Origin of the sequence: Pseudomonas sp. NFACC41-3, assembly GCF_900109505.1 — a bacterium.
Taxonomy (GTDB): Bacteria; Pseudomonadota; Gammaproteobacteria; order Pseudomonadales; family Pseudomonadaceae; genus Aquipseudomonas; species Aquipseudomonas chlororaphis.
In genome coordinates, this window is sequence record NZ_FOAE01000007.1 from 286,898 (window position 1) to 311,941 (window position 25,044).

The 25,044-nt window shown below is 52.4% G+C and carries 16 protein-coding genes; 6 read left to right on the forward strand and 10 right to left on the reverse strand.

Translation table 11 applies throughout. The annotated features are described in order from the left end of the window. Positions 1–64 precede the first annotated feature (64 nt). The 4 genes from BMY68_RS29115 (at position 65) to BMY68_RS29130 (ending at position 7,973) form a co-directional block, all read left to right on the forward strand. The gene (locus BMY68_RS29115) at positions 65–619 is read left to right on the forward strand and encodes a cysteine hydrolase family protein (RefSeq protein WP_085534467.1); all 555 of its coding nucleotides are present in this window, start codon (positions 65–67) and stop codon (positions 617–619) included. A 928-nt stretch (positions 620–1,547) separates the two neighbouring features. Beyond that, complete coding sequence (locus tag BMY68_RS29770; RefSeq protein WP_139214912.1) at positions 1,548–2,411, forward strand: hypothetical protein; 864 nt, start codon at positions 1,548–1,550, stop codon at positions 2,409–2,411. Positions 2,412–3,711: 1,300 nt separating this feature from the next. After that, a complete protein-coding gene (locus BMY68_RS29125; RefSeq protein WP_085534463.1) occupies positions 3,712–6,117 on the forward strand; it encodes a sensor histidine kinase in 2,406 nt (801 codons plus the stop codon). A gap of 2 nt (positions 6,118–6,119) precedes the next feature. Then, positions 6,120–7,973, forward strand: a complete 1,854-nt coding sequence (locus BMY68_RS29130) for a hypothetical protein (RefSeq protein ID WP_085534461.1) — start codon at positions 6,120–6,122, stop codon at positions 7,971–7,973. A 116-nt stretch (positions 7,974–8,089) separates the two neighbouring features. On the opposite strand, the gene BMY68_RS29135 is transcribed toward BMY68_RS29130, so the two are convergent. The 4 genes from BMY68_RS29135 to BMY68_RS29775 all read right to left on the reverse strand — a co-directional run bounded on the left by BMY68_RS29135 (position 8,090) and on the right by BMY68_RS29775 (position 14,451). After that, a complete protein-coding gene (locus BMY68_RS29135) occupies positions 8,090–8,929 on the reverse strand; it encodes a phosphoadenosine phosphosulfate reductase domain-containing protein (RefSeq protein ID WP_085534459.1) in 840 nt (279 codons plus the stop codon). Then, entirely contained in the window at positions 8,922–12,233 is a 3,312-nt protein-coding gene (locus BMY68_RS29140) for an ATP-binding protein (protein WP_085534457.1), read from the reverse strand. Before BMY68_RS29140 ends, BMY68_RS29135 begins: the two co-directional genes overlap by 8 nt. Then, a complete protein-coding gene (locus BMY68_RS29145) occupies positions 12,223–13,149 on the reverse strand; it encodes a DUF4007 family protein (protein ID WP_085534455.1) in 927 nt (308 codons plus the stop codon). Before BMY68_RS29145 ends, BMY68_RS29140 begins: the two co-directional genes overlap by 11 nt. A gap of 861 nt (positions 13,150–14,010) precedes the next feature. After that, on the reverse strand, positions 14,011–14,451 hold the full coding sequence (locus BMY68_RS29775) for an FTH domain-containing protein (protein WP_139214913.1): 441 nt from the start codon (positions 14,449–14,451) through the stop codon (positions 14,011–14,013). Between the two features lie 84 nt (positions 14,452–14,535). Between BMY68_RS29775 and BMY68_RS29155 the strand changes: the two genes are divergently transcribed. Then, complete coding sequence (locus BMY68_RS29155) at positions 14,536–14,811, forward strand: helix-turn-helix domain-containing protein (RefSeq protein WP_085534451.1); 276 nt, start codon at positions 14,536–14,538, stop codon at positions 14,809–14,811. Between the two features lie 35 nt (positions 14,812–14,846). Here the strand turns inward: BMY68_RS29155 and BMY68_RS29160 are convergent, their stop codons facing one another. The 6 genes from BMY68_RS29160 to BMY68_RS29185 form a co-directional block, all read right to left on the reverse strand. Beyond that, positions 14,847–15,239 carry a hypothetical protein gene (locus BMY68_RS29160; RefSeq protein WP_085534697.1) on the reverse strand — a complete coding sequence of 131 codons (393 nt, stop codon included), beginning with the start codon at positions 15,237–15,239 and terminating at the stop codon, positions 14,847–14,849. Then, positions 15,232–17,241, reverse strand: a complete 2,010-nt coding sequence (locus tag BMY68_RS29165; RefSeq protein ID WP_085534450.1) for an integrase — start codon at positions 17,239–17,241, stop codon at positions 15,232–15,234. The genes BMY68_RS29160 and BMY68_RS29165 overlap by 8 nt, the downstream gene beginning before the upstream one ends. Continuing rightward, the gene (locus tag BMY68_RS29170; protein WP_085534448.1) at positions 17,234–18,748 is read right to left on the reverse strand and encodes a site-specific integrase; all 1,515 of its coding nucleotides are present in this window, start codon (positions 18,746–18,748) and stop codon (positions 17,234–17,236) included. Before BMY68_RS29170 ends, BMY68_RS29165 begins: the two co-directional genes overlap by 8 nt. Next, positions 18,745–19,962, reverse strand: a complete 1,218-nt coding sequence (locus tag BMY68_RS29175) for a tyrosine-type recombinase/integrase (RefSeq protein WP_085534446.1) — start codon at positions 19,960–19,962, stop codon at positions 18,745–18,747. The genes BMY68_RS29170 and BMY68_RS29175 overlap by 4 nt, the downstream gene beginning before the upstream one ends. A gap of 142 nt (positions 19,963–20,104) precedes the next feature. Then, positions 20,105–20,617 (reverse strand): single-stranded DNA-binding protein, encoded by a 513-nt coding sequence (locus BMY68_RS29180; RefSeq protein WP_009045846.1) that lies wholly within the window; start codon positions 20,615–20,617, stop codon positions 20,105–20,107. Between the two features lie 9 nt (positions 20,618–20,626). Then, the gene (locus BMY68_RS29185; RefSeq protein WP_062824453.1) at positions 20,627–22,021 is read right to left on the reverse strand and encodes an MFS transporter; all 1,395 of its coding nucleotides are present in this window, start codon (positions 22,019–22,021) and stop codon (positions 20,627–20,629) included. A gap of 180 nt (positions 22,022–22,201) precedes the next feature. On the opposite strand from BMY68_RS29185, the gene uvrA reads away from it, so the two are divergent. Next, entirely contained in the window at positions 22,202–25,036 is a 2,835-nt protein-coding gene (gene uvrA, locus BMY68_RS29190) for an excinuclease ABC subunit UvrA (RefSeq protein WP_007924172.1), read from the forward strand. Positions 25,037–25,044: the final 8 nt, after the last annotated feature.

The window sequence follows — 25,044 nt, forward strand, 5'->3', positions numbered from 1 at the left end:
TCGACCGGCCCGCCGGAGCCAATACTGGACTCCACAGCCAACCACTACTTCAGAGGAAACACCCATGGCCAAGCAAGCGCTCATCGTAGTCGATATCCAGAACGACTACTTCCCCAACGGCAAATGGCCCCTGGTCGGCGCCGAAGCCGCCGCCGACAACGCCGCGCGGCTGATCCAGGCCTTCCGCGACAGCGGCCAGCAGGTGGTGCACATCCGCCACGAATTCACCTCCGACAGCGCGCCGTTCTTCACCCCCGGCTCCAGCGGCGCGCAACTGCATCCGAAGGTCAGCAACCGCGCCGACGAGCCGGTGGTGCTCAAGCACTTCGTCAATTCGTTCCGCGAAACCGAGCTCAAGGCCATTCTTGACCAGCACGGCATCGAACAACTGGTGGTGGTCGGCAGCATGAGCCACATGTGCATCGACGGCGTCACCCGCGCTGCCGCTGACCTGGGCTATGGCGTCACAGTGATCCATGATGCCTGTGCCACCCGCGACCTCGAATTCAATGGTGTGGTGGTGCCGGCGGCCCAAGTCCACGCTGCATTCATGTCGTCCCTGGGGTTCGCCTACGCCAACGTGGTGTCCACCGATGAGTTTCTGGCGGGTAGCCGCTGATTCTGTCGGGCCCTTCCTTGCTGGGGGCTCTGGGATAACTGAACGTCCCCAGCACCGAACTTGCGATAGATAGAAAGCAAAAGGCCCGTAGCGTTTGCGCGCTACGGGCCTTTTTCATGCCGTTGCCGAGAGGCTTCTCTTAAAATGGTTCTGCTTACCTTGCAGCCATTCAGTCCGAATTTATTCCATAAAAAACAAAGCAGTAGGCTCCACAAGTAGAGCTTCTGTCCGGTTTTTTGTAAATAAATCGCGTTTTGCACACGTATTTTTTACATCTCATCTTGCGATTGAGACATGTCGATCTGAAATAGGCGATGAATCGATGGAGCGGGTCTCCTTGAAAAGAGGAACCGCCCCCATGGGACTGGTCCCGATGGGTAATTTCGCAATGCAGTGACGTGAAGGTGGGTGGCTGTTTATTTGAGTAGACCAGCATTCTACCATGTCAGCCGACTCTCAAGAGCAGCTAGCAAGCGGTTGTATTCTTGGCCGAGAAAACGGGATCGTCAAGACTTAAAGCTAGAAAGAACCGGGCCCTGGTTTCGATGGCCAACTTATCATCCATGAATCCTATAAAAAGTGAATTGCCCTAAGCTTTCTCAGAAACGTCCATCGGTTGAACCCTCATGCAAAAGCGGCCATTCACGGCATGACTGTCTGTTATCGAACCATTGTGACGGACGAGGGGCATGGGACCGCACTTGGATTTGGAAACCCGTACGTGAAAGGGAATTGACCACTCTGCTATGGCATGACACAGATATCTGATGAACATCACAGCGTCTCGAACTGATCTCCCAAGGCTGGTCCATAAGAAACGTAGCTTAGTCCTATCTATGAGACAGTCCTCAGTCTTCGGCAGCCGCCAGCAACTGATAGTGATAAAATGAGAGGCACACGGCATTTTGCCCTACGGAAGAGGTATGACATGGATCCAGAAGTTTTTACAAGTTACGAAGACATTGCCAAGCTTCCGACTACAATTCGGTCGATTTTCAAAAAATTCAAAGTAGATATTCTGCCCGGCTCTGATCTGGAGAAGTATCTCGAACTGTGTGAGCGTGCAGAGGAAACGATTGGGCTCTTGAGTGAAGCGCAGTCAGCTGAGCTCCATCATGCTCAGCGAGTATTCCTAGCTATAGTCGAGGCTAGTACCCTCCCGAGCTCAGAAGAAAAGACAGCATTCAAAAGTTCGCTGGCTCGGATTGCAACTAACCCACTCGATCCGAAAACACCCAATGGATCACATGCTCTGAATATGGTTTTCGAGCTAGAATTCCTTCAGTACATAAGGCGCAGAGGTTTAACAGCCCAGCTTGGTGAGCCCGACATCGTGGTATCGGCTCCATTTGGTGAGTATTATGTTGCATGCAAAACTATTAACTCACTTGAAAATATTCGTCGCAACTTAACCAAAGGTTCTATTCAGATTGCAAATAAAGGGTGGGGCATCATTGCTTTAAATTTTGAACCTCATATTTGCTTTGATAGGCCGTATGAGGCGCAAACTGTGTTTGAGGTTTTTGCGGTGATTGAGGACCATCTAAATGGTCTCTACTCCAAGTTCCAACAATTACTCGATAGCCGACTCGCGTCAGGTGGTTTTGATGGGGTGGCCCTCCAGACCTCGTGCATGGCAGTTATAGCTGAAAGTCCGTCGGATATGGACACGGTCACTCATACTGTTTATTACTCTCGATCTCAGCTTCAGAGCCAGGATGCTTCTGACAGATTTTATTGGTTTAAACATTCTATGCTGGGCGTCGCAAGTAGATTAATGCGCGGCTACTGACAATTACACCCGCCATTTTCATTCGCCCATTTTTGAGCGGCAAATTTTGCGGCCCAGGGAATCGGTATCCACGCTGTAGCAGTTGGCGTAAGCAGCAGCGTGGCAGCCGGCGCATAATTATGTTCATTCGGTTCTTTCCAAATTCTTCGCTGCCAACCAAATGATCGCTTTGGGCAGATTCTGTTGAAAAAGTCGGTCTTTCCAAACGGTCCGCATACTGACCGATGAAAACGCCTTTTTTGCGCGCCGCTACGTGAAATCTGAGCCCGGAACCCTCTGCTCAAAGCAAAGATTTCAATCTCAAGCGCGCACTTTTCTGCCGTGGAAACCATGGCCGACTTTTTCAACAGAATCGGTTGAACGTTGTCGGTGGTAGCCGCGCTTTGCCCATCCGCATCTCATGCCAAGATCCTGTTCAAGACTAGCCATACGCATCAGGTGGGACCGCACTGCACTTCGCTCAAGCTGGTTAGTTCTTGTATCCGAGTCGAACACAGCACTTGCCGCTCGCGCCTGCCCCAACATCGTTTATGGCGCTAACCGCTCAGTGGCTAACTCACGGCTTCATCGCCGCTCAAAATTGGTTGACGACAAGATCGCACGCCCTTAACCCGGCTTGCTGGCCAATAGCAGGCGCCCAGCTCAGCATCTGCTTCCGGCTATTTCTCGTTATGTTGTGCAAAGAAAATACAAGCTTGCCGAGATGTTTTTCAACTCGAAGCGTCGCCCGCCTCGCTCACATTGCTATTCATACTGAAGCAAAGCTTTCGGCATCACGATTGCCGAGCAGATGGGTCAGACAGAGGCGTTGGCAGGCCACCCTCAGACACTCGATGCATGATCGCACCTATACCAGTGTTGCTGGTGACGCTAGGAAAAGCATCCTTCCACACTCCGTCTGAGCCAGTCGGAAACTCAGCTCTCTCATTCGAGAGTGCCAAGGCAAGATCAAGACTTCCTGTCACTCAGGAGACAGAGAAAACCTGGAAAGGGCCAGCAGCCGATGTGTATCAGGCTACTGATAGACACTGCACCGCGATTTCAGGTGAATATCCGTCTCATCGATAAGGAGCATGATTAGCTTCCCGGCCTATTACCGATAAGAAAAGTCTAAGCGTCAAATTTGAGGGATATTGAGACCATGACATCATCATGGCATCATCTGCACATGCTAATCTGGAGAGGATTTTCACAATGCGCCTATGGTGATTTTCTGGCTCCATGGCTACTGAGTAGAAGATTGCTATAATTTTCCGACTTAAAACTGTGCCTATCAACATCTATTAAGGATTTGAATCAAGTGGCAATTTTTTCGGTAGCTGCTAGGACATTAGTGCATCTTGGAGCAGAGTTGATTACCTCTGACGAGGTGGCTATTAATGAACTCATCAAGAATGCGTTTGACGCAGAGTCGCCTAGAGTAAAAATTGATATACACATTCCTGTGCCTCACTCAACAATTGACGAAAGCATCAGAAAGATAAATCAAAGTAAAGACGCAACGACCTTAAAAGCGACGATTGCAGAAATAAAAGAAGACATTGTTAGCGCGACCATTGTTCCTAGCAACACCCAAAGAGTCCATGAGCTACTACAAAAACTAGACCCTCACTCTTCCAAAGAACAAATAAAAAACCTAATAGAGTCGATCAATTATATTTCAATCGAAGATACAGGTTGTGGAATGGACGCGGAGACACTTGAATCTGTGTTTCTGGCAATCGGCACACCATCTAAACTGATGACAAACAACTCCAAGGATCTTAGTCGCAAAATTCTTGGCAATAAAGGGATCGGTCGTCTGGCTATGATGCGCCTTGGGGACAACGCAAATGTGACGTCTTGGACTAAGGACGGCCAACCCCACGAAATACAGTTTGATTGGAGACTGTTCGACGACCCGACCAAAGAAATAAACGATATAAGTCTTGATATAAAACCAACGGTGCGCCCTCGCCAATCCCCATCGGGAACAGTGATTACGATCTCGGCTCTGAAGAGCCACTGGACAGAAGAAAAAGTCCGAAATAAATTAGTTGGTGACTTCCTACGTCGCCTGCAAAATCCGTTCGTCAAATCCGAAGATAATCCTGAAGAGCAAGATAAAGAACGCCAAAGCGACAAGAGCGAAAAGAAGAAGCCGTTAGGTTTTCCTATCGACGTTTATGTAAATAGTGGCGCGCGCATCCCCATCGAAGGAATGAAAAAAGTACTAACGGATCTAGTTCAGGCCGACATGGAGCTTTCATTTAATCCGAACGGATTTGTCGAAGATAGCAGCAACATATTAAGAACTGACTTAATTGATTACCAACGTGGCAATGAGCCAGAAATAACTAAAAGAACAGTCGCAGAACTCGAGCACGCGTTGACCACAAACATCGAGGCGTTAAAAAAAATCGGTCCTATTCGTGCGACGATCCGCTGGTTCAATCGCGATCACCTTCGCCAGCAAGCGACATTGCATGGCAACTGGAAAGCGGCGAAAGAAGAGCTCAATATATGGTGCGGCGGTATCGCGATTTATCGCGATGGTTTTCGGGTAGGGTTTTCAGGACAGTCTACAGGCGAAGATTGGCTGGGATTAGATAGCTCAGCGTTAAAACGAGGCGGATTTGCTGTCAACCGTATTCAAACTGTAGGCGCATTAGAAATCTCCAGAGCGGAGAACCCTGGTTTAGTAGATCGCTCAAACCGTGAAGGTCTCATTGAATCCCCCGAGGCTAATCTTGTTCGAGAGATGCTGACAAAGTTCGCGATTGATGAGCTTCGGCGGTACATTGAGCACGAAGGTCAGGCGGAGAAAAAAGCCAAACTCGATGACATTGTGGAAAGCGCCCCTGCCACGATAAGGGCAAGGGTCGTTCAAGCCGAACAAGGCTTGACCGACATTCGCTCAAAAGTTTCGCCAGAGGTACAGGGTTCGGTCCAGTCCATTGCTGATCATCTTCACTTCATTAAGAATGAAGTCACACGTTTTGAAGAAGCAAGTAAGCTAGCTGGAGAGCGTCGAGAAGATATTCTTGAACTGGCCGGTGTTGGCACTGTAATGTCAGGTGTGCTGCACGAACTGACTAGAACAACCGGCCATACTCGACAGCTGATGCAGAAGCTTTCTAAAGATGAATCACCACAAACAAAAACACTCCTCAGTAAATTAGACGCAGAAATCAAAGCTATCAATACGCGGCTACGCCAGCTAGATCCTCTAACTCCGTCTGGTCGACACCGAAAAGAAACTTTCGACCTAGCAGCATTACTAAACACTATAGTTGAAGGTTATGCAGCTCGCTTTGAACGACATGAAGTGAACTGCAAATTATTTATCTCTAATGAGCCAGAGCTTCGACCAGTTAAGGTAAACATGGTCCGTGGCTTCGTGAGTCTAGCGATTGAAAACCTAATTACCAACTCTATATACTGGGTACAACAAGGCGCTAAAGCTGGCAGGACCGAACGATGTATTTCAATCGAACTCGACCCCGAGTCTCGTACGTTGACTCTAAGGGATAACGGTCCGGGAATTTCACCAGCGGATAAGAACAGAATCTTCACGGCCGGCTTTTCACTACGGCCGCGCGGCCAAGGCCTCGGCCTTTTCATCGCAGCCGAGGTTGCGACTTATCACGAAGCAAAGCTTGTATTGGACTCAGCGGACGATGATGGCCGCTTCAGAGGCTTTGTACTTGAGCTTCCCAAGGAATAGGTATGGATCTCAAAAAATCTTTGCTTGACGCGAAAGTAATCAAGATTGCAATTGTTGACGATGACTTATCTGAAGATATTTGCACCTCAGACCTTCTCTCCATCGACGGCGACGTTGCAGCACTGCTTGGGGATCCCAATGACCCCGACTACGAAGCTTATATCGAAGTGTTAAACAGACATGGTCTGAACATAGAAACAATTCCCGACCTTGCTTCACCGCTGTCCGATAAGTCGATACGCGAAGAGGCGCCAGCTCGGTTAAGCGACGCTGTTCGTAAAGTTCTCGAATTTCGCTATGACAATGCAGCTCCTGTTAGACGGATACAGGGGCTTCTTTTGGGCACGGGAGTACTTGAGGAGAATATTGATTTCTACTCTACCCCATCTATCCCCTCCGACAAATATTACGACCTGGTAATTGTTGATTATTATTTAGTTAAAAACTCCAACCAACAAACACTTCCGTTCATTGACTCCGTGATTACGACACACAAGGACTGCGAGAACCCACTCCAAGTTATATTGATGTCCACTCACGTAGCTCAACTGCGCTCAGAATTCCGAGATATCCGCCCCATACTTAAAGCTTCTAGCTCTAGGATGCGGATTATGGGTAAGCCGATGAGTGATGACGATTTAATCCACTGGAAGACTACTCTTTATCAGCTCGCATCCGACAGGCCATTTATTTCAGCAGTTGAAAATTTTGTGGGCGAGACCTCTAAAGCGTTAGAGCTCGCGGCTCTGGACCAAGCAAAAAAGCTATGGGAACTAGACTTGCAAGCCATGGACATACTCCACGAAACCGCAACTTTAGATAATGACGACTTCTGCCGGTATGTGGAGGAGTGTATTAGTCGTCATTTACTGACCGCACTAGAATCATATACCGGAATTCGCAACTCGCTTCGTACACTTGGCGATTCTTTGATTGAGCATCGCAACACTAATGTTATCGCGCCAGTCGCCGAAATAGGTGATTCGCGAGCAGCTATCCGAGGATTAATGAGGAGTATGGAGTGGCGTGGGGGGCCAAGCCTTGATCATACAACGTATCCTGCCGCCGCTTCCGCCCTCAGCAAGGCGCAATGGCTGAAGAAAAATCTTCGCTTTGGTATGGTATTGCGTTCAAACGATGGTGGAGAGTGGCTAAATCTCACGCAGGCATGTGACCTCGCTCAAGCTAAGGATGATGCATTCGATAAAGTCTCATTACTCCTTGTTAGCGGAGTTCGCTCGCGCCCTTTAAATCAAGAAAAGAACCAGGCGATGGTCTATCTCAGCTCGACGGCGACAGATACGGAAACTGATACGCTGGGATGGAACTTAAGAAATATCCGTACGCCATCTATTCAAGAATTTGCTGAAGATTTTGTGAATGGCTGGACGTCTGTAGGCGAACTTCGTCTTGACCAGGCTCAAAGCATCGCAGCCATATACAGCTCAAGAGCTTCGCGGGTTGGACTTCAACGCACCTTAAGTAGCTGGCACCTACAAGGGACCGCTTTGCTAGCAGGCACATTGTCGCAAGCTGATCCCGCAGCTTTACTTGCAGGCACTTCGTTATCTGGGCACGCAATGAGCCGAGGTAACTCGGATGAGCTTCATATTGACCAAGAAAGCCTTAGCTCTATAATTGCAGCATTTCCCGAATCTATTAACGATGAGCTTCTTCGCGTTTATATGGGCATACAACTTAAGGCTGGGGGAAAATACACCAGCGAAAACTTGGTAATTTATTGCAAGGATAAACCAACTTCCATGGGAGACCTCAAGAGCTCAATCAACCATGAAAAGTGGCTGGCGCACGATGTAAATAAAACAAAGATCATATTGGCTGTTTGGCACGCTTAAACTGTCGAGCACAGTGAGTGAGGGGCGGCATCAGATGATCGTAAGCCGCAAATGAGTCGCCCCGTAGCGTTTGTCAACTTAACAGACTATTAATGGATAGGAAAACTGCCAATAGATCATTTATGGCAGACAGCGCAACCTCCATCCGCCTCATCAACTCCATACACGTCATCGATATCTAAGTTTTCTTCCCATGGGCGAAGCGGATTACGTGGTCTACGAGCTTTGTTTCTTAAAAGACGAGCCTCATATTCCTTTCGAATCGCTCCCACTCGCTCAGGCTTCTCCAGCTCAGTCAGCGGCTCCCCCTTAGTCCAGGTAAAAGGAGACCCCTGCTCCAAAGCTGTTTTTTCAAGCGCCTTTGCCTCTTCAAATGCGTCGGGATGCCGCTCCTGCAGACGGACCCATTCGATTTTCTGCTGAAAAAAACAAAATGTGCATCCACTTCTGCTTCGCCATTCATAGTATCGGGGCAGCCCCACACCAGAAGACTCGAGGAGCTCGAGGACTCCAGCTTTGTCTATACCGTCCATTCGAAAGGGCAGCACTACCTTTAGGTTTTCGTGCTTGGAAGAGTAGCCCTCACGGTAGTCTTCATCCGAGCGAATTGCGACGTATGAAAAGACTTTCTCACCTTTCGCCAGCATTGGCCGTATCCACTCCTCGAAAGGAGCCAATTTCAACTGGCGAGTGCACCAACGTGTTTGTGGAGAGGGTAGGAAGTTATTGTACTCTTTGAGCCAGAATTCGAAGTCACGTCGAGGATTGAGCCTCAATATAGGTTGGCCTAAAAAACCTTCCAAACGTCCCAGAAACTCCTGAACTTCAGGAAGCTCCTCACCTGTATCTGTAAAAAAGTATTCAACTTCAAGTTCGGGCCGTGTTTGACGGACGTAGAGTGCGAGGGCCGCGCTATCGCGTCCGCCGGATAACCCCAGCAGATGTCGCTCACGCATGCTCAGCCTCCTCTTTGCTCACGAGTACAGTACCTGCCTGAGCCAAAGCTGCGAGTAACAAATTCCCCTCCAGGCCCGAAGCTTTCAGGAGCTCGATAACCCTGTCCGCCGCGCCGCGGACAGCCTGTCGATCTCGACCAGCGACCTCAAAGTCTTTGGCTACTACAGATGAAGATCCACCGGCACCAATCACAATGGCGAAAGACTCCCGACCAGGCTGTCTCCCCTTCACGGAAATTAGAGCTTCCGCCTTGCGGAAGGCGAGCGATAGATCTGCAACAGCCACGAGAGCGGCATCGACATCAAGATCGGTCCAATCTTTAGGTGGCTTATTCACCGCAAGACTCAATATGCCTTCGATAGACTTGGTAGAACCATCACGCTTGCGGAGCCTTGCAGCGAACCCTTCTAAACGAAGATCTCCGGTGACCTTAGCAATGTACTCGGCACGGTCCCTCAGCTCAGGATCATCACCCGCCTTGCCATCAACAGCATCGGCAAGCCGACTATCAAGTTTCCTCAACATTTCGGGATATGCCGCTAGCATCTCCTTCAAGGGAGCTTCAAGCCGATCACAAATATCTGTAGGGACAGCGGCTAATGCTTCGGGTAGATCTATAAAAAGCAGCCTGTGCGGGTCAGATGCTTTCAGCAGTATGTCGCGAACGGCGCGAGCTTCTGGAGATATACGTTGGGTGCGTCTAGCCCACATAGGAAGAGAAAAGACCAGTGCCACAAGGGCCCTAGCTACTTCAAGCGGTGTATCGCTTGCGGTACTGAAGCCACAGCCTGCCAACATTACTGACAGCGCGCTCAGGGCAAGCCTTCTATCGGCATCTTCGTCAACCCAACGTAGCGAAAAGCGGCTTGCGTCCTGCAACATTTCGTCGACGTCTACATCCGTGAGCCTCGGTTCAAATACACCATCGCGGTAGACCGCGACCTTATCGGCATGGGCAAGCATAAAAGCCACAGTTAGAACCGGCATCAATCCATTTTTCACACCATAGGGAGGCGCGGCCCAGAGAGCATGCAATTCCTTTATCGCGATTGTACCCGCGATCCGCGTGGAGACCATCTTCAGCGCAGCACTCCACAACGGGTGAAGGCTCCTTCCATCGGACTTCTTGGGCGGACAGAAGCGCCAACTACCATCTAGGTCTCTATGATGTAACCCAGTGGACGACAGAAGCGTCTCGTACAATCCTCTCTCGGCAGGGAAGCCTTCAATCCCGAGATTTTCCTCAAAGCCGTTGCCGACCATCCTGTGAAGCAAGTCGCGGCGAGCTTTTACGCTGTTGGCGGATAATGCATCCCGGTTAACAAGCTCGCTCCATACCTTGGGAGCCTCCCCGAATATCTCACTTGCCATCTCAGAAGCTAGTGAGGACAGCGTGTCGGAGCTCTTTTGCGCCCCTTTCAATCTCCAATCTGCGCTGCTGATAGCATCTCTGAGCGCCTCCTCAAGCGCCCCCTTAACCGAGGATAGTCGAGCACTGACCTCGCGCCGTGCCACTGAGTCCCCCTCCAACTCTGGGCGGCCTTCAAAAACGATCCGAAGAGACAGCAACTCAGAACCAAGATCAGCGATCAACTCATGATTAGGTGGTATACCGAAAAAAATTGGACATTTAGGGTCAATCGGCAGCCCAGATAATGCTTTGGCGGCGTCCTCTGTAGTGGAATGGCGCTCAGGCAAAACTAGGGCGAGACGACCGAACTCTCCTCCCTCGGGGTGATACGTTTTTGCGAGACGCTCCGCTTCTTGGACGGTATGCATAGAAACACCGAGCCATCGGAACGTTCCCGTTTGGTTGTAGTGACGCTTAGCGATAACCGGATGAAGATTCGTTACCGCAGTTAACGTTTTCATATCTGCGGATACGAATGTCGCCCTTGCTTTAGAAACTGCCTCATCAATATCAAAGTCGCTGCCCTCGAAAATTGTCCAAGCCCCAACGTGCTTTCTATAGAGAGCAACACGCCAAGTAGACAGCTGCTCAAGCATTGCACCAACTTCAAGGGGAGAATGTTGAGGCAGCACCGTCCGGAGCACGCTATCATCTGCAGCAAGACCCGAAACGCTCCGAAACATATCAATAAGTGCGAGAGATTTCGCCAACGCCACTTCAGCGTCGGCACCTCCTTTGGATACGGTTCTTTCTACCGCCTCGACAGCCTGAGCCCAACGGTGGCCGTCAGGCGATGCCAAAATAGCCTGCTCCAGGTTCGCTCTCAGGTAATCCCAAAATCTTTCAGGACCGTAAGCTATTTGCCCATCCCATTGAGCAAGAAAGTCCTGAAAGCCGTAAGGTTCAAGCGAGGTCAAAAATCCAAACACACTGCGCTCGTTTTGCCCAAACTGACGACGCGAGGCAGGTCCTAGAAGCGCTGCGGTCACTGGATGAAGGGGCCAGCAATGATCCAAGAGCTCCCCCATACCAGAACCAACAGCTGGCCGACGCCCGGATATAGCCAAACCAACGGTGTTACTTGCTTCCAAAGTGCAGGGATGAGTTATCTCGCATTGAATAGCCCTTCCGATAAGTTCAACTACCTCATCACCGGTCGCGACGAATGAAACGTCAGAGAAACGCCCTTGGACCTTCGCCCATTCTTCCCGAGCCTCGATACCTAGACGAGAAGCGTATTGCCGGAATGCTTGATGAAGTATACCCACCACGACTAATTTGCCTTGGCAGCGGGCAGCCATCTCGGCCAAGTCTTGGAAGAAGTGGACATCGTCGCCACCGGTAGCCGAGGCTTCTAGGAATTTGCCCATTTCATCGACAATTAACAAGACTCCTGCACGGTCTTCACGTGCGGCTTCAGCAGCCAAATCCGTGATAAGACTCTCAGGTGCCGAGTAGCTCTCATCTTTTCCAAGAGCTTTTTCAAACGCTTTAGCGATTTCAGTGGTCACGCTACCGCGCTTTCCCACCACCGGGATGACGAGCCATTCTGCATCGTCTACCGAAAATGCCTCTTGGAAATGCGGAATTTCTCCCACAACACCGGCCACTTCCTGTCGTAGCATCTTGTCATTAGAGACAGCTGCTGCAAGTACGAGCGCGAGCGATGACTTGCCCCCGCCGTAGGGCCCCGTCCATGTAAAGGCGCGCTGATTGGTACCTGCGATCTGCCTTGTCATTACGGAAAGAGCTTCCCGTGCAGTATCGGTCAGGAGATAACCTTCTAAGGCATCAGGCCGTCCAAGATCTGCGTCGATCCGGACAGATCGACGATAGTGCCTTGTGATTCTCACGCGAGATTGATCAGGAGCGGCAATTAGCTCATTGGTCATAGGATTTTCTCAAAAGCTTGGACATCAGCAACTCATGATCGAAATCGCCACGATGGATTTGGCGAAGTCCTGAGGTGTCGGACCACCGGAGTTTGCCTTCCGTAAGGTCAGCAAGGGCAAACAAGCGTTCAGCAACTGATTCCTCGTCGAGCTTGAAGACCCGTCCCGGAGAACCCTGCGCGTAAGCTGCTGCTTCAATAGTCAAAGAAGACTCGGCTCTGCGCTCATTTGTCCAATAGTCGAGAAGCGCCCATGCAAAGAAAGCGTCCGGCAACGTCGATTTCGGGCCACGACGAAACGAGAAAACTCCCTTGCGCTCCTCTTGAAGCAAGCCTAGCTCTGCGAGCATGGACTCAGCGGCTTCCTCGACCGAGGCCGATGCAGCTTTGGGAGCATAGCCACGCAAGCATGTATCCAAATCCCTGCTCAACGTAGCTTGGGACAGTTTTTTCCCCTTAGCCGCTAAGAGCGCGTACTTGGTGAGAGTGGGGAGGGCCTCCTCTCGGCTAAACGACTGTGCCGAAAACACGTTAAATAGCCAGTACCACGTTGTAGCTCGGGTACCACGACCTGCGAGGCACCAATGGGCATGCCATGCAGTGACAGGATTTTCAGAATAAGGATCGAAACCGTTATCTCCATAAATCGCTCTTCCAACAGGCGTGAGAGAAAAATGGCGACGCGAATCATCTTCAGCTATCACATCGCATGCGAGAGCCCAATGCTTAATAGAGGCGACCATGTTTCTACCGACGCCAAAATCGGCAATAGCCTTCTCATCAGAGAAGGTGCTTTTGGACAAGTGACCATCAGCATCAGCCTTGTCCACGGCCTTTTTGAGCCACATCTGGCGGAGCGGAAAGGTTTCATGCCCAGAGAAATGGGCATCTGTTTTGCCAATCGGAATAGAAGTCATTGATCCTTTTTCCACGCTGGTGACCCTCTCCAGCCGAAAAGTACCACGCTGGTGGACTCATCCAGTTGTCCCGGGTCGAATGAGGCGCATTGTATCCTTGACCACTCTCGATGTCTGCCAATGAGCATTTCAAAAAGCAATATGGCTGCTTGGTAGTCGAGGCGAAACCAATCAAGCCCGCAAATTGAACAGTGATAAGGAGCCTCTGACCGATAGCGGTCCCTGCAAGGCGTTGGAGTTTGCTTCCATACCGGCTATGGTGCCTCAAACGCCTAACCGATCCGCGCTGAGTGCTAGAGTCTAGAAAGGCATAACGTCAACAATAGCTTACGAAAACTCAAAAAAATCCACTTACGGGCTAAAATTGCTGACACTATGAGACTAAAAGCAAACACAGACCAAGTAATTGCGCAAACCATTGGCGCACGGATTCAGGCACTCCGCTTGAAGAGGAATATCAGCCTAGAGGAGGTCGCAAAAAACGCAGCTATAAGCCGACAAACACTAAACCTCCTGCTCAATCACGGAAAAGGTACTGTAGCTAATTTGATTAGCGTGCTTCGAACTATTGATGCGCTTGAGCGCCTCAGTTCGTTGGTCGAGGACGTGAGACCTAGCCCGCTACAGATCATTCGCATGGAAGGTAAAAAAAGACAACGTGCATCGGGCCGTCGACTTGCAGCTGACGGAAAAAAACTCAACTACTTAATATCAAAAAAAGATACAGATTGGTGAGATAAGGAGTAGCTCGCGAGTATTCTCTTTCGCAAACTATCGTGACATAGGCAGAACTACAACCCCATGCGCCGAAGCAAAAAATTAACTCACCAACCCTCGTAACTCACCGCCAAGCGCAACAAGCTAATCATTACCTCCCCCTTCAAAAACCGAAACTTCACTTTCCTCTATACGATCCGAAACACAACCACCTCCGCTAGAAATATAGCACCCTCCTCCTAAAACCCTATAAACATAGTAGTAGCCACCAGATCTAAACTTACCCTTTGAGATACTTAGCAAGGGTTCCATCAACCAAGACCCGCTTTTATTAAAGTACCCAGGACTGACTAATTGAACCTCTTCAATTTTCACCAACTCAGACCGAGAAAAAACCAAACCTTCAAGATTAACAATATCAGACAGCATCAGCATATCTCGATATTTACCGTCTTTAGTTAGTTTAGCCAGCGTCACATAAAACCAGGGCTGATGAAGCCCATGCTCAATAAAGCGCCACAGATGACAATCTGATCCGAAAGCCTCGCCAATCTGAATTTCAGCATCTGCGTAGGTACGAAACATATCATCCCTCCAATTTATACTCTATTGAGTATAGCACTTTTATTCCTGTAAAGGCCTTATCGTTCCTTTTGCGAGTAATGCACATTGGAACTGAAATACGCATTTGGGCAGGCCCTGCGAGAACTCAGAATGAGTAAGGATCTGTCGCAGGAAAGCATAGGTGCAAGTCAGAGCTACGTGAGCGACGTTGAGCGCGGCCTGAAGACCCCCTCTATCGAGAAGCTGGATGAATTCGCTTCAACCATTGGCATTCATCCCGTGACGATTCTTGCAAAAAGCTACCTAATTAAAGATAGATCCCTGTCACCGGAAGACCTGCTGACACTGGTACGCAAAGAGCTCGGCATGTGTGATTTATGAGCTGCAAACTGACAGGAAGAGAAACACTCTTGGTTTCATCTCTCAATATCGGGTAATGGCGCATCAAGCTTGTCTTTCGAGAGGCCATGCTTATAGGCATTGTATTGCCATCGAATAAACTGCTCGAGCAATCTAGAGCTCTCATCCCGAAGCCGATCATTTTCATTTTCGAGACGCTTGATTCGTTGCTCGGCAATACTCAAGCTTGCTGGCCTTTTCCCAGCAACAAAACCTGTTTTTTGCTGCTCTTTCTTATGCGCGAACGCCGTCTTAACCTGGCCATGCGAGCTAAGCGTCTGTCGAGTCGGCCGCCCACCGATTAGAGGTGCAGCGGCATCGCACAGCGCGTCCCAACTCAACTTCCCTTCCCAGACATCGACGATGCCGACCAGGATTTCGATGTCCCTGCGGGTCAAATGCTTAGCCATCATTCCCCCTAAGCAGCGCTCGCATTTCATCAAAAGCTGGCTGGCTTGACGATGCTAGCGGAACACGCTCTGAGGCATCTGAGCGGGCATCCAATTCACGCTTAAGGGGGCTGAATTCCTGATCATTGCTCAAGCAAATCACTGATCCTATCGGAGTTTTCGGCGACGCAAGTATCTCGATGAGCTGACTGACTCGTTCCAGTGTTTTATGTTGATGTTGGCTCCACCGATCTGCGCCGTACAAGCCGCCCTCACTTGCCTCTTGCGCCTTTTCTAGCTGCTGGCGAATTCCATCGCGTTGCTGCATCAAGCGCTCTAATCTTTCATCGTCTCCCTTGATACAAACCTGCTCGGTGCAGTTCAAGCAATCGCGGTGCTTCTGGCATGGCAACATGGAGAAGTCATGGACACAGAACCCATACTCGGTTACGTGAGCAATCCCTTCACCTATGGCATTCAGGTCAGTAAACGTCACCGGCGTGTTCGCTTTAATTTTAGCGAGAACGCCTCCAACTCCAGCCTGCCTAGCAAGATCAACGTACTCATCGTCGCTCATGTGATTGTAGGTAGCGTTCTGATGGATATTCGCGCGACCAGACCACTTGGCAAGATCTAGCTGACCGAGATCCCCCCTCTGAGCAACCGTGTTCAAAAAGTGTCGCAACTGATGCGAAGTCATGGAAATGTCATTACCAACCAGATTGGCATAGCCATGGCGACGCCAGATATTGCTCTCTTGACCTGGAATGTAATTCAGGTCGGTCGTGAAGGTGCTTTTACCCGGTGACCAAAGCAGTAAAGGACTGGTCGTACGATTGAGGTGCAACTCGTGAAGGCGGAAGCAGCAAAGTGCTTGCGAATACCTGATATGCCGATCCTTGCTCTTCCAAGGCCAGCCTTCCGGTAGCTGGCTATGAGCAAACTTGTTCAGAAATGCCAAGGTCAAACGTTCTCCCTTCGCCTTGAGTTCCTGATAGGGCTCGTAACCTTTGAAATAAGGATCGACATTCAGATGCTGTAGGGATAACCCGAGCGCCATGGCAGCCTGTTCATCCGATAGCGGTTCGAGCTCGCCAACATTTGGGCAGCCAGCATGGCGATAAAACTTATCGGGCTGTGTCTCATACCAAGAGGCCAACCTTCGACCTTCTTCAGACATCTCGGTCAGACGCCGCACAGCTTCGACGGCTATATCCTTTGTCACGGTCGAAACCCACTTGATATCAGCGCCGTAACCTTTACCCGCATAGAAACGCAGACCAAGGCGCTCTACACCTTTGCTGTCGACCTCTATGTGCAAGCAGTTAATCGGTAGGTCCTGAACTTCACCGATACGTGATGGAGCACACATCAATAAAGCGAATATCGAAGTCGTAAATCGATCTCGAGGAGCCTGAAGATCGTTTGCGAACATCTCGCCCATATACTCAAGCAAGTGCTGTTCGGGCATTTTTTCAGCTCGTTTCTTTTTCCCATCCACGTCTGTTCGGTGTATTTCCTTTGGCTTAGAGATCGGATTTCTCCAATTGACAGGCCTTGGAATGATTTTACTTTCGTTGAGAAAATTTATGAGGTGCACCAAACTACTGCCCGCTTGATATGCAGTCGACTTGTATTCTCGGGCAACCTCAGCGGCTACATCCATAACTTGAATATCTGTTAGCGTGATATCCGCTCGCCCTTTGACTTGCAAAAGCGCCTTCTCGATGCAGCGAATCGCTTTAAACTCATTCTTGAGCTTGTTGGGTTTATGCCCCTGCTGGTACCGCACATACGCCTTGGCGAAAGGGACGATTTCGAAATTTAGTAGCTGGCTGTCGGTAAATCCACGAGCGGGTGCCCCCATAACGGTGAAATTACCCACTCCTGGCCAGGTGTCGCGCTCCCACTCGAGATCAGCCCCGAATACCGTAAGCCTGTCACGACACATCTCAATGAAATCACTGAGATTGGTTTTGGCATCGATTACATGCTTCGGCTTGAACAGGAGGAGTTCAGCCACGAGCGACCTCCTTTTTCATCGAAATACAGCGGTTAACCACATCGCTTACGGCAAGAATCAATCGGTCGTTTACGGAAGCGATTTTCCTGTCTTCCGTCCGCTCCATGACCTTGTCGCGCTCATTGATCAAGCCCTCCAGGACAGCTTCATGTGGACCGTCCAACCATGGCTGGAAGTGACTGCAGGTGTAACAAGCAACGGGGGCAAGGGCGCCGCAAAAACCATAGCTACCGCAGGTGCCAAGGTTTACAGCACCATTGGAAATTCTGCTGTTTGGGTCATCTCCGCGCTTCGCGTCTCTCTCAGACACGACAAGCACGCCTTGAAACGCTTGTGCGATGGGCGCCAGTTGCAACGCAACCGCTTTATCAATTCGTTCGACAATCTCAGGAATGTTCCGGACGTACACTCCAACGTTTTGAGTATCGGAATGATCAAGTGCTTCCGCAATGACAAGTTCGCCCCTGCCTTCTCTGGCTAAATTGGTGCCCAGCGTGTAACGAAAGCGGGTCGGATTCAGGCGCAGCAAGCCCCCTGTGCGCTCACTGAAAACGCCCGTCGTTTTTGCCACCTCATCCATCGACTCCTTCACTGAGGCGCTGGGTGCGTGCAAACGATCTCCAACCAATTGGCTTCTGAGATCGGATCGCGCGTCTAACGCACTCATTACTGGAAATAGCGGCAGATCCGCCACCAAGTCCAGCGGAACCTCTTTTCCCAGCCTGCGGGCAAATGCACGCTGAACTTGTACGGCTTGCTGCTGCAGAAGTAGCCAGAGGTCTTCGACTATCGCAAACTCTTTGAAAGATGTACGCCAAGACTGACTACGCTGCTTGGCACGGGGAAAACTGATGAAGTATCTGTCTGATCGACAAATAAGATCGCGCAATTTCAATCCGGTAATCTGACTAGGTCGCCGCCCTGTCATGGCCAAAGTCAGTGCAAAACACGCATCAATCAGCGCCAAGCGATTCGCCACATAGTCCCTGATGAGTGCTGCTGTAATGCCCTCCATTTCGATATCTGTCAGCGGTCCGCTATCGGGGCACATCGATTGAACCGCATAGCCTTTTTCATTCCCTTTGAGCGTCCATTTGTCCAATAGAGTTAGCGCGTCTTTAGGAATACCTGCATATCCGAGTCTATCCCACTGCCTGATGAGTCCACGCAGTGTCCCCAAATACCACTCCGTTTTCACGTCCAACGTAGAGCGGTACGAAATCAGTGACTCGATACTGAAAGGATTTAACCCTACGGTAGACTCGAGGTAATACTTACAGCGATAAAACAAATTCTGGACGTGCGAAGGAGAACCGGATCTGGCGTAAAATGCTAGTACATGCCGAAATGCTAGGTACATAGCTTCACTTAACAATGGCTTCACTAAAGAAAGGGGAATTTCAACATCCTTACTTAGCTTCCATCGATCATCATCAAGCCTTACTAAATAACCCTCTCTTGAGTAAAACTCTTCATTGGTACAAGCGTACGACGTGAGCACGTTCATACAGCACCGTCCTTAAGAGCCTTACCAAGATGTTTATATTGAAGTTCAAGAACCGCTTTACCTGCCTGTTCTTTGGTATGCCTACGGTTGTAGGTCGCAGCGGTGCCAGAAGTCTCACTCCAACCCATGAGATATGAACGAATCTTTTCTTCGCGCTGAGGTGTGATGCCTTGGATTTCGCAGATTTTCGAGAAAGAATAGTTCCAATGATGGCGTAGGGAATGAGCGTGGATATCGCTATTACCTTCGACGATATTTTTCAGCAGACCCATGAATTTACCAAACCCAGCATTCGATAACGGTAGCCCCTGCGAAACTCCCGACTTATGCGTTATGAAGAGATAGCCGTGCTTTTTGGCGCCAGGTACTTTATTTCTGAGCCTGATTACATAGTTATAAATCTGATCTGAAAGTTCAGGTATCAGCGGGAAGACCCGCTCCCGCGTCTTGACGACTGGCTGATAGGCCCTCGCATCCTCCTTTGAATCTGGGCGTCTGACGACCTGCATTGTGTTCATTCCAAAGTCAATATCTTCAACTTTTAGATTTAACAGCTCGCCCCGGCGCAGCCCGGTGATACGGAGAATGGCAAACATTAGCGCGTTACGTACCTGGACGGCATACTCTCGCACCGGGTTGCTAGCTGAGCCTGGCCTCAACGTGTTTTCCAGCGTATCAAGCACCGAGTCATCCAGATATTTCTCTTCTCGACTCACATTGGACTTATTCGAGGTCTTCGGTCGGTTGGCCTTGATCTGCGACACCATTCGCCCAACACCATCATGGCTCGAAATAGAGGCCGGGAGATTTTGGTCTGCGAGAAAACCCAGATAGTCCGCAATTACTGACATCCGCGCGTACTGATTGCCTTTACTTACGGTTCGCACCCTGCGGGAAATTGATACGACACTCCCCCCATCCTCATCGGCCAAGGGCTTCTGCATGAAATCACGCAGCGAATGGATTTCGTGACTTAGCAGCAGCTCACCACACGAAAAACGCGATTCGACATCAATGCTGTAATAACTCTGCCATGCATACATGGCTTTGAGGGCACTGAGCGCGCTTTGAATTGTATTCAGAGCTAATGAGCGTCCGCGCATGTGCACGGTTACGTAGAGCGCAGGGTAAAACAAAGGCATGCCAAGCTCATCGACAAGAACGATGAGGCGCTCACCATTTGAGGACTTAACCCTGCGAAGAGACAGGTTCATAGCAGCCACCTATTCTTTACATTTTTACAGGGTAGTACCTCCTAGGAATTTGCTAAGAATATTTTTAACACTTATAAAACACGAAGCCCCCGCATGGCGGGGGCTTCGTGGCTAAACTTTACAAAAAAATCTAAGGTATGGCCTAGAACGGAATATCGTCATCGAAGCTGTCGTCGAAGTTCTGCGCCGGCTGTGGCGAGGACTGCTGAGGCGCTGGACGCGATTCGCGTTGTGGCGCCTGCGAAGGCTGCGGACGCGACTGCTGCGGACGTGGCGCGGAGTTGCCCATGCCCTGGCCCTGGTCGCCCTGAGGACGGCCGCCCAGCAGCTGCATGGTGCCCTGCATGTCGACGATGATTTCAGTGGTGTAACGCTTGATGCCGTCTTTTTCCCACTCGCGGGTCTGCAGCTTGCCTTCGATGTAGACCTGCGAACCTTTGCGCAGGTACTCGCCGGCGATTTCCGCGACCTTGCCGAACATCGACACACGGTGCCACTCGGTCTTCTCGACCTTCTGGCCGGTCTGCTTGTCGGTCCATTGTTCGCTGGTGGCCAGACTCAGGTTGGTCACGGCGTTACCGTTAGGCAGGTAGCGAACTTCAGGATCCTGGCCGCAAGTGCCGACCAATATGACTTTGTTAACCCCACGGGCCATAACGTTCTCCTAGGCTTCGCACGCCGATCGGGCTGGGTTGACCAGCTGCTCGAGGGTCGCGCGATCCAATAATTCGGTGTCCAATTTGATGTAAATGGCGGCTTCTTCGGCCACCATCACTGCATCTGTTACCCCAACAACGGCCTTCAGGCGCTCGACCAGACCGGCTTCGCGGATCGCTTCGGGCGATAACGGCAAGCGCAGGCTCGTCACGTAAGGAGGTTCGCGCATGGTAACAGCAAAGGCCAACCACAGGGCAGCAAGTCCTGCACACCCCAGGAACACAACCGACAAACCGCCATGCTGGAACAACCAGCCGCCGAGAATGCCGCCCAGCGCCGAACCGAGGAACTGGCTGGTGGAGTAGACCCCCATGGCCGTGCCCTTGCCACCGGCCGGTGAAACCTTGCTGATCAGCGACGGCAGCGAAGCTTCCAGCAGGTTGAACGCGGTGAAGAACACCACCGTGCCGATCACCAGCGCCTGCAAGCTGTCGCCGAACTCCCAGAAGAATAGCTCGGTGAGCAGCAGCGTACTGACCGCGCCCAGCAGAACTCGTTTCATTTTGCGTTTCTTCTCGCCGTAGATGATGAACGGGATCATGGCGAAGAAGGAGATCAACAGCGCGGTGAGGTAGACCCACCAGTGCTGTTCCTTGGGCAGGCCGGCTTTTTCCACCAGGGCCAGCGGCAAGGCGACGAAGCTCGACATCAGCATCGCGTGCAACACGAAGATACCAAGATCCAGGCGCAGCAGGTCCGGATGCTTGAGCGTCGGCAACAGGGCCTGGCGCGCGACCCCGGATTCGCGGTGCTGCAACGGGCCGGTCGAGTGCGGCACCATGAAGGCAACGATGAAAATTCCCAGCAGCGCCATGCCGCCGGTGGCGAAGAACAGCCCGGGCAAGCCGAAAGCGCGGGTCAGCAGCGGGCCGGCCACCATGGCCACGGCAAAGGACAGGCCGATGGTCATGCCGATCATGGCCATGGCCTTGGTGCGGTGCTGCTCGCGGGTCAGGTCCGACAACAGCGCCATGACCGCCGCGGAAATCGCCCCGGCGCCCTGCAGGATGCGCCCGGCGATCACGCCCCAGATCGAATCGGCGTTGGCCGCCAGCACACTGCCCAGGGCAAAGACGATCAGCCCCAGGTAAATCACCGGACGACGGCCGATGCGGTCGGAAATGATCCCGAACGGGATCTGGAAAATCGCCTGGGTCAGGCCGTAAGCGCCGATCGCCAACCCGATCAGGGCCGGGGTCGCTCCCGCCAGGTCCATCCCATAGGTCGCCAGGACCGGCAACACCATGAACATGCCAAGCATACGGAAGGCGAACACCAGGGCCAGACCGCTTGCCGCGCGGGTCTCGGCGCCACTCATGCGCTCGCTGTGGGGATCATGCATGGAAAAACCTCGTGTGAACCGGCGGCGATTCTACCAGTCCGATCGATTGACGGGGTATATGGCGACGCTTTGCCGCGCAGGTTTCATCTACGGCTGCACAGACCTCATTTGATAGTGTGCATCCATCCAGTATTTGCCCTTATACTCCTACGTTTTCGACGCCCGCCGAGCGAGGCCACTTTGGACAAGATCCTGATTCGTGGGGCCCGAACCCACAACCTGAAGAACATCGACCTGACCCTGCCACGGGACAAACTGATCGTCATCACCGGCCTGTCCGGATCCGGCAAATCGTCCCTGGCGTTCGATACGCTGTACGCCGAAGGCCAGCGCCGTTATGTCGAGTCGCTGTCGGCCTATGCCCGGCAATTCCTGTCGATGATGGAAAAACCCGACGTCGACACCATCGAAGGTTTGTCGCCGGCAATTTCCATCGAGCAGAAATCCACCTCGCACAACCCGCGCTCCACCGTGGGCACCATCACCGAGATCTACGACTACCTGCGCCTGCTGTATGCACGCGTGGGTACGCCACGCTGCCCGGATCACGACATCCCGCTGGAAGCCCAGACCGTCAGCCAGATGGTCGACCTGGTGCTGGCCCAGCCGGAAGGCAGCAAGCTGATGCTGCTGGCGCCGGTGATTCGCGAGCGCAAGGGCGAGCACCTGTCGGTCTTCGAGGAACTGCGCGCCCAGGGTTTCGTCCGCGCCCGGGTCAACGGCAAGCTCTACGAGCTGGATGAGCTGCCGAAGCTGGATAAACAGAAGAAGCACTCGATCGATGTGGTGGTCGACCGCTTCAAGGTCCGCGCCGACCTGCAGCAGCGTCTGGCCGAGTCGTTCGAGACCGCGCTGAAGCTGGCCGACGGTATCGCCCTGGTGGCGCCGATGGACGACGAACCCGGTGAAGAGATCATCTTCTCCGCGCGCTTCGCCTGCCCGATCTGTGGCCACGCCATCAGCGAACTGGAACCCAAGCTGTTCTCCTTCAACAACCCGGCCGGTGCTTGCCCAACCTGCGATGGCCTGGGGGTCAAGCAGTTCTTCGACATCAAGCGCCTGGTCAATGGCGAGCTGACCCTGGCCGAAGGGGCGATTCGTGGCTGGGACAGGCGTAACGTCTATTACTTCCAGATGCTTGGCTCGCTGGCATCGCATTACGGCTTCAGCCTGGAAGTGCCGTTCAACCAGCTGCCGGCCGACCAGCAGAAGGTCATTCTCAACGGCAGCGGCACGCAGAACGTCGACTTCAAGTACCTCAACGATCGTGGCGATATCGTCAAACGCTCCCACCCGTTCGAAGGCATAGTGCCGAACCTGGAACGTCGCTACCGCGAGACCGAATCAGCCACCGTGCGCGAGGAGCTGGCCAAGTTCCTCAGCACCCAGCCGTGCCCGGATTGCCGCGGCACCCGCCTGCGTCGCGAAGCCCGCCACGTGTGGGTCGGCGAGAAGACATTGCCGGCCGTTACCAGCCTGCCGATCGGCGATGCCACCGATTACTTCGGCACTTTGTCTCTGACCGGACGCCGTGGCGAGATTGCCGACAAGATCCTCAAGGAAATCCGCGAGCGCCTGCAGTTCCTGGTCAATGTCGGCCTGGATTACCTGACCCTGGATCGCAGCGCCGATACCCTGTCCGGCGGCGAGGCGCAGCGTATTCGTCTGGCCAGCCAGATCGGCGCCGGCCTGGTGGGGGTGATGTACATCCTCGACGAACCCTCCATCGGCCTGCACCAGCGCGACAACGATCGCTTGCTGGGCACCCTGAAACACCTGCGGGATATCGGCAATACGGTGATCGTGGTCGAACACGACGAGGACGCCATTCGCCTGGCCGACTATGTGGTGGACATCGGCCCAGGCGCTGGCGTGCATGGCGGACAGATCGTCGCCGAGGGTACTCCCGACGAGGTGATGTCCCATCCCGACTCGCTGACCGGCAAATACCTGTCAGGGCGCGTGAAAATCGCCGTGCCAGCCAAGCGTACGCCGCGCAACAAGAAGCTTTCACTGTCCCTAAAAGGGGCTCGTGGCAACAACTTGCGCAACGTCGACCTGGAGATTCCGATCGGCCTGCTGACCTGCGTGACCGGTGTCTCCGGTTCGGGCAAGTCGACCCTGATCAACAACACCCTGTTCCCCCTCAGCGCCACGGCGCTGAACGGCGCGACCACGCTGGAAGCCGCTGCGCACGACAGCATCAACGGCCTGCAGCATCTGGATAAGGTGGTGGATATCGACCAGAGCCCGATCGGCCGTACACCGCGCTCCAACCCGGCGACCTACACCGGGCTGTTCACGCCGATCCGCGAACTGTTTGCCGGGGTACCCGAGTCGCGCTCGCGCGGCTACGGCCCGGGCCGCTTCTCCTTCAACGTCAAGGGTGGACGCTGCGAAGCCTGCCAGGGCGACGGCCTGATCAAGGTGGAAATGCACTTCCTGCCGGACATCTACGTGCCGTGCGATGTGTGCAAGAGCAAGCGCTACAACCGCGAAACCCTTGAGATCAAATACAAGGGCAAGAGCATCCACGAGGTCCTGGAAATGACCATCGAGGAAGCGCGGGAGTTCTTCGACCCGGTGCCGGCGCTGGCGCGCAAGCTGCAGACGCTGATGGATGTGGGGCTTTCCTACATCAAGCTGGGGCAGTCGGCAACGACCTTGTCCGGCGGTGAGGCGCAGCGGGTCAAGCTGTCTCGCGAGCTGTCCAAGCGTGACACCGGCAAGACCCTCTACATCCTCGACGAGCCAACCACCGGCCTGCACTTTGCCGATATCCAGCAGTTGCTGGACGTTCTGCATCGCCTGCGTGACCACGGCAACACCGTGGTGGTGATCGAGCACAACCTGGACGTGATCAAGACCGCCGACTGGCTGGTGGACCTGGGGCCGGAAGGCGGTTCCAAGGGCGGACAGATCATTGCCGAGGGTACGCCGGAGCAGTTGGCAGAAATGCCGCAATCCCATACCGGCTACTACCTCAAGCCACTGCTGACCCGCGACCGGGCCTGAGCCCAATG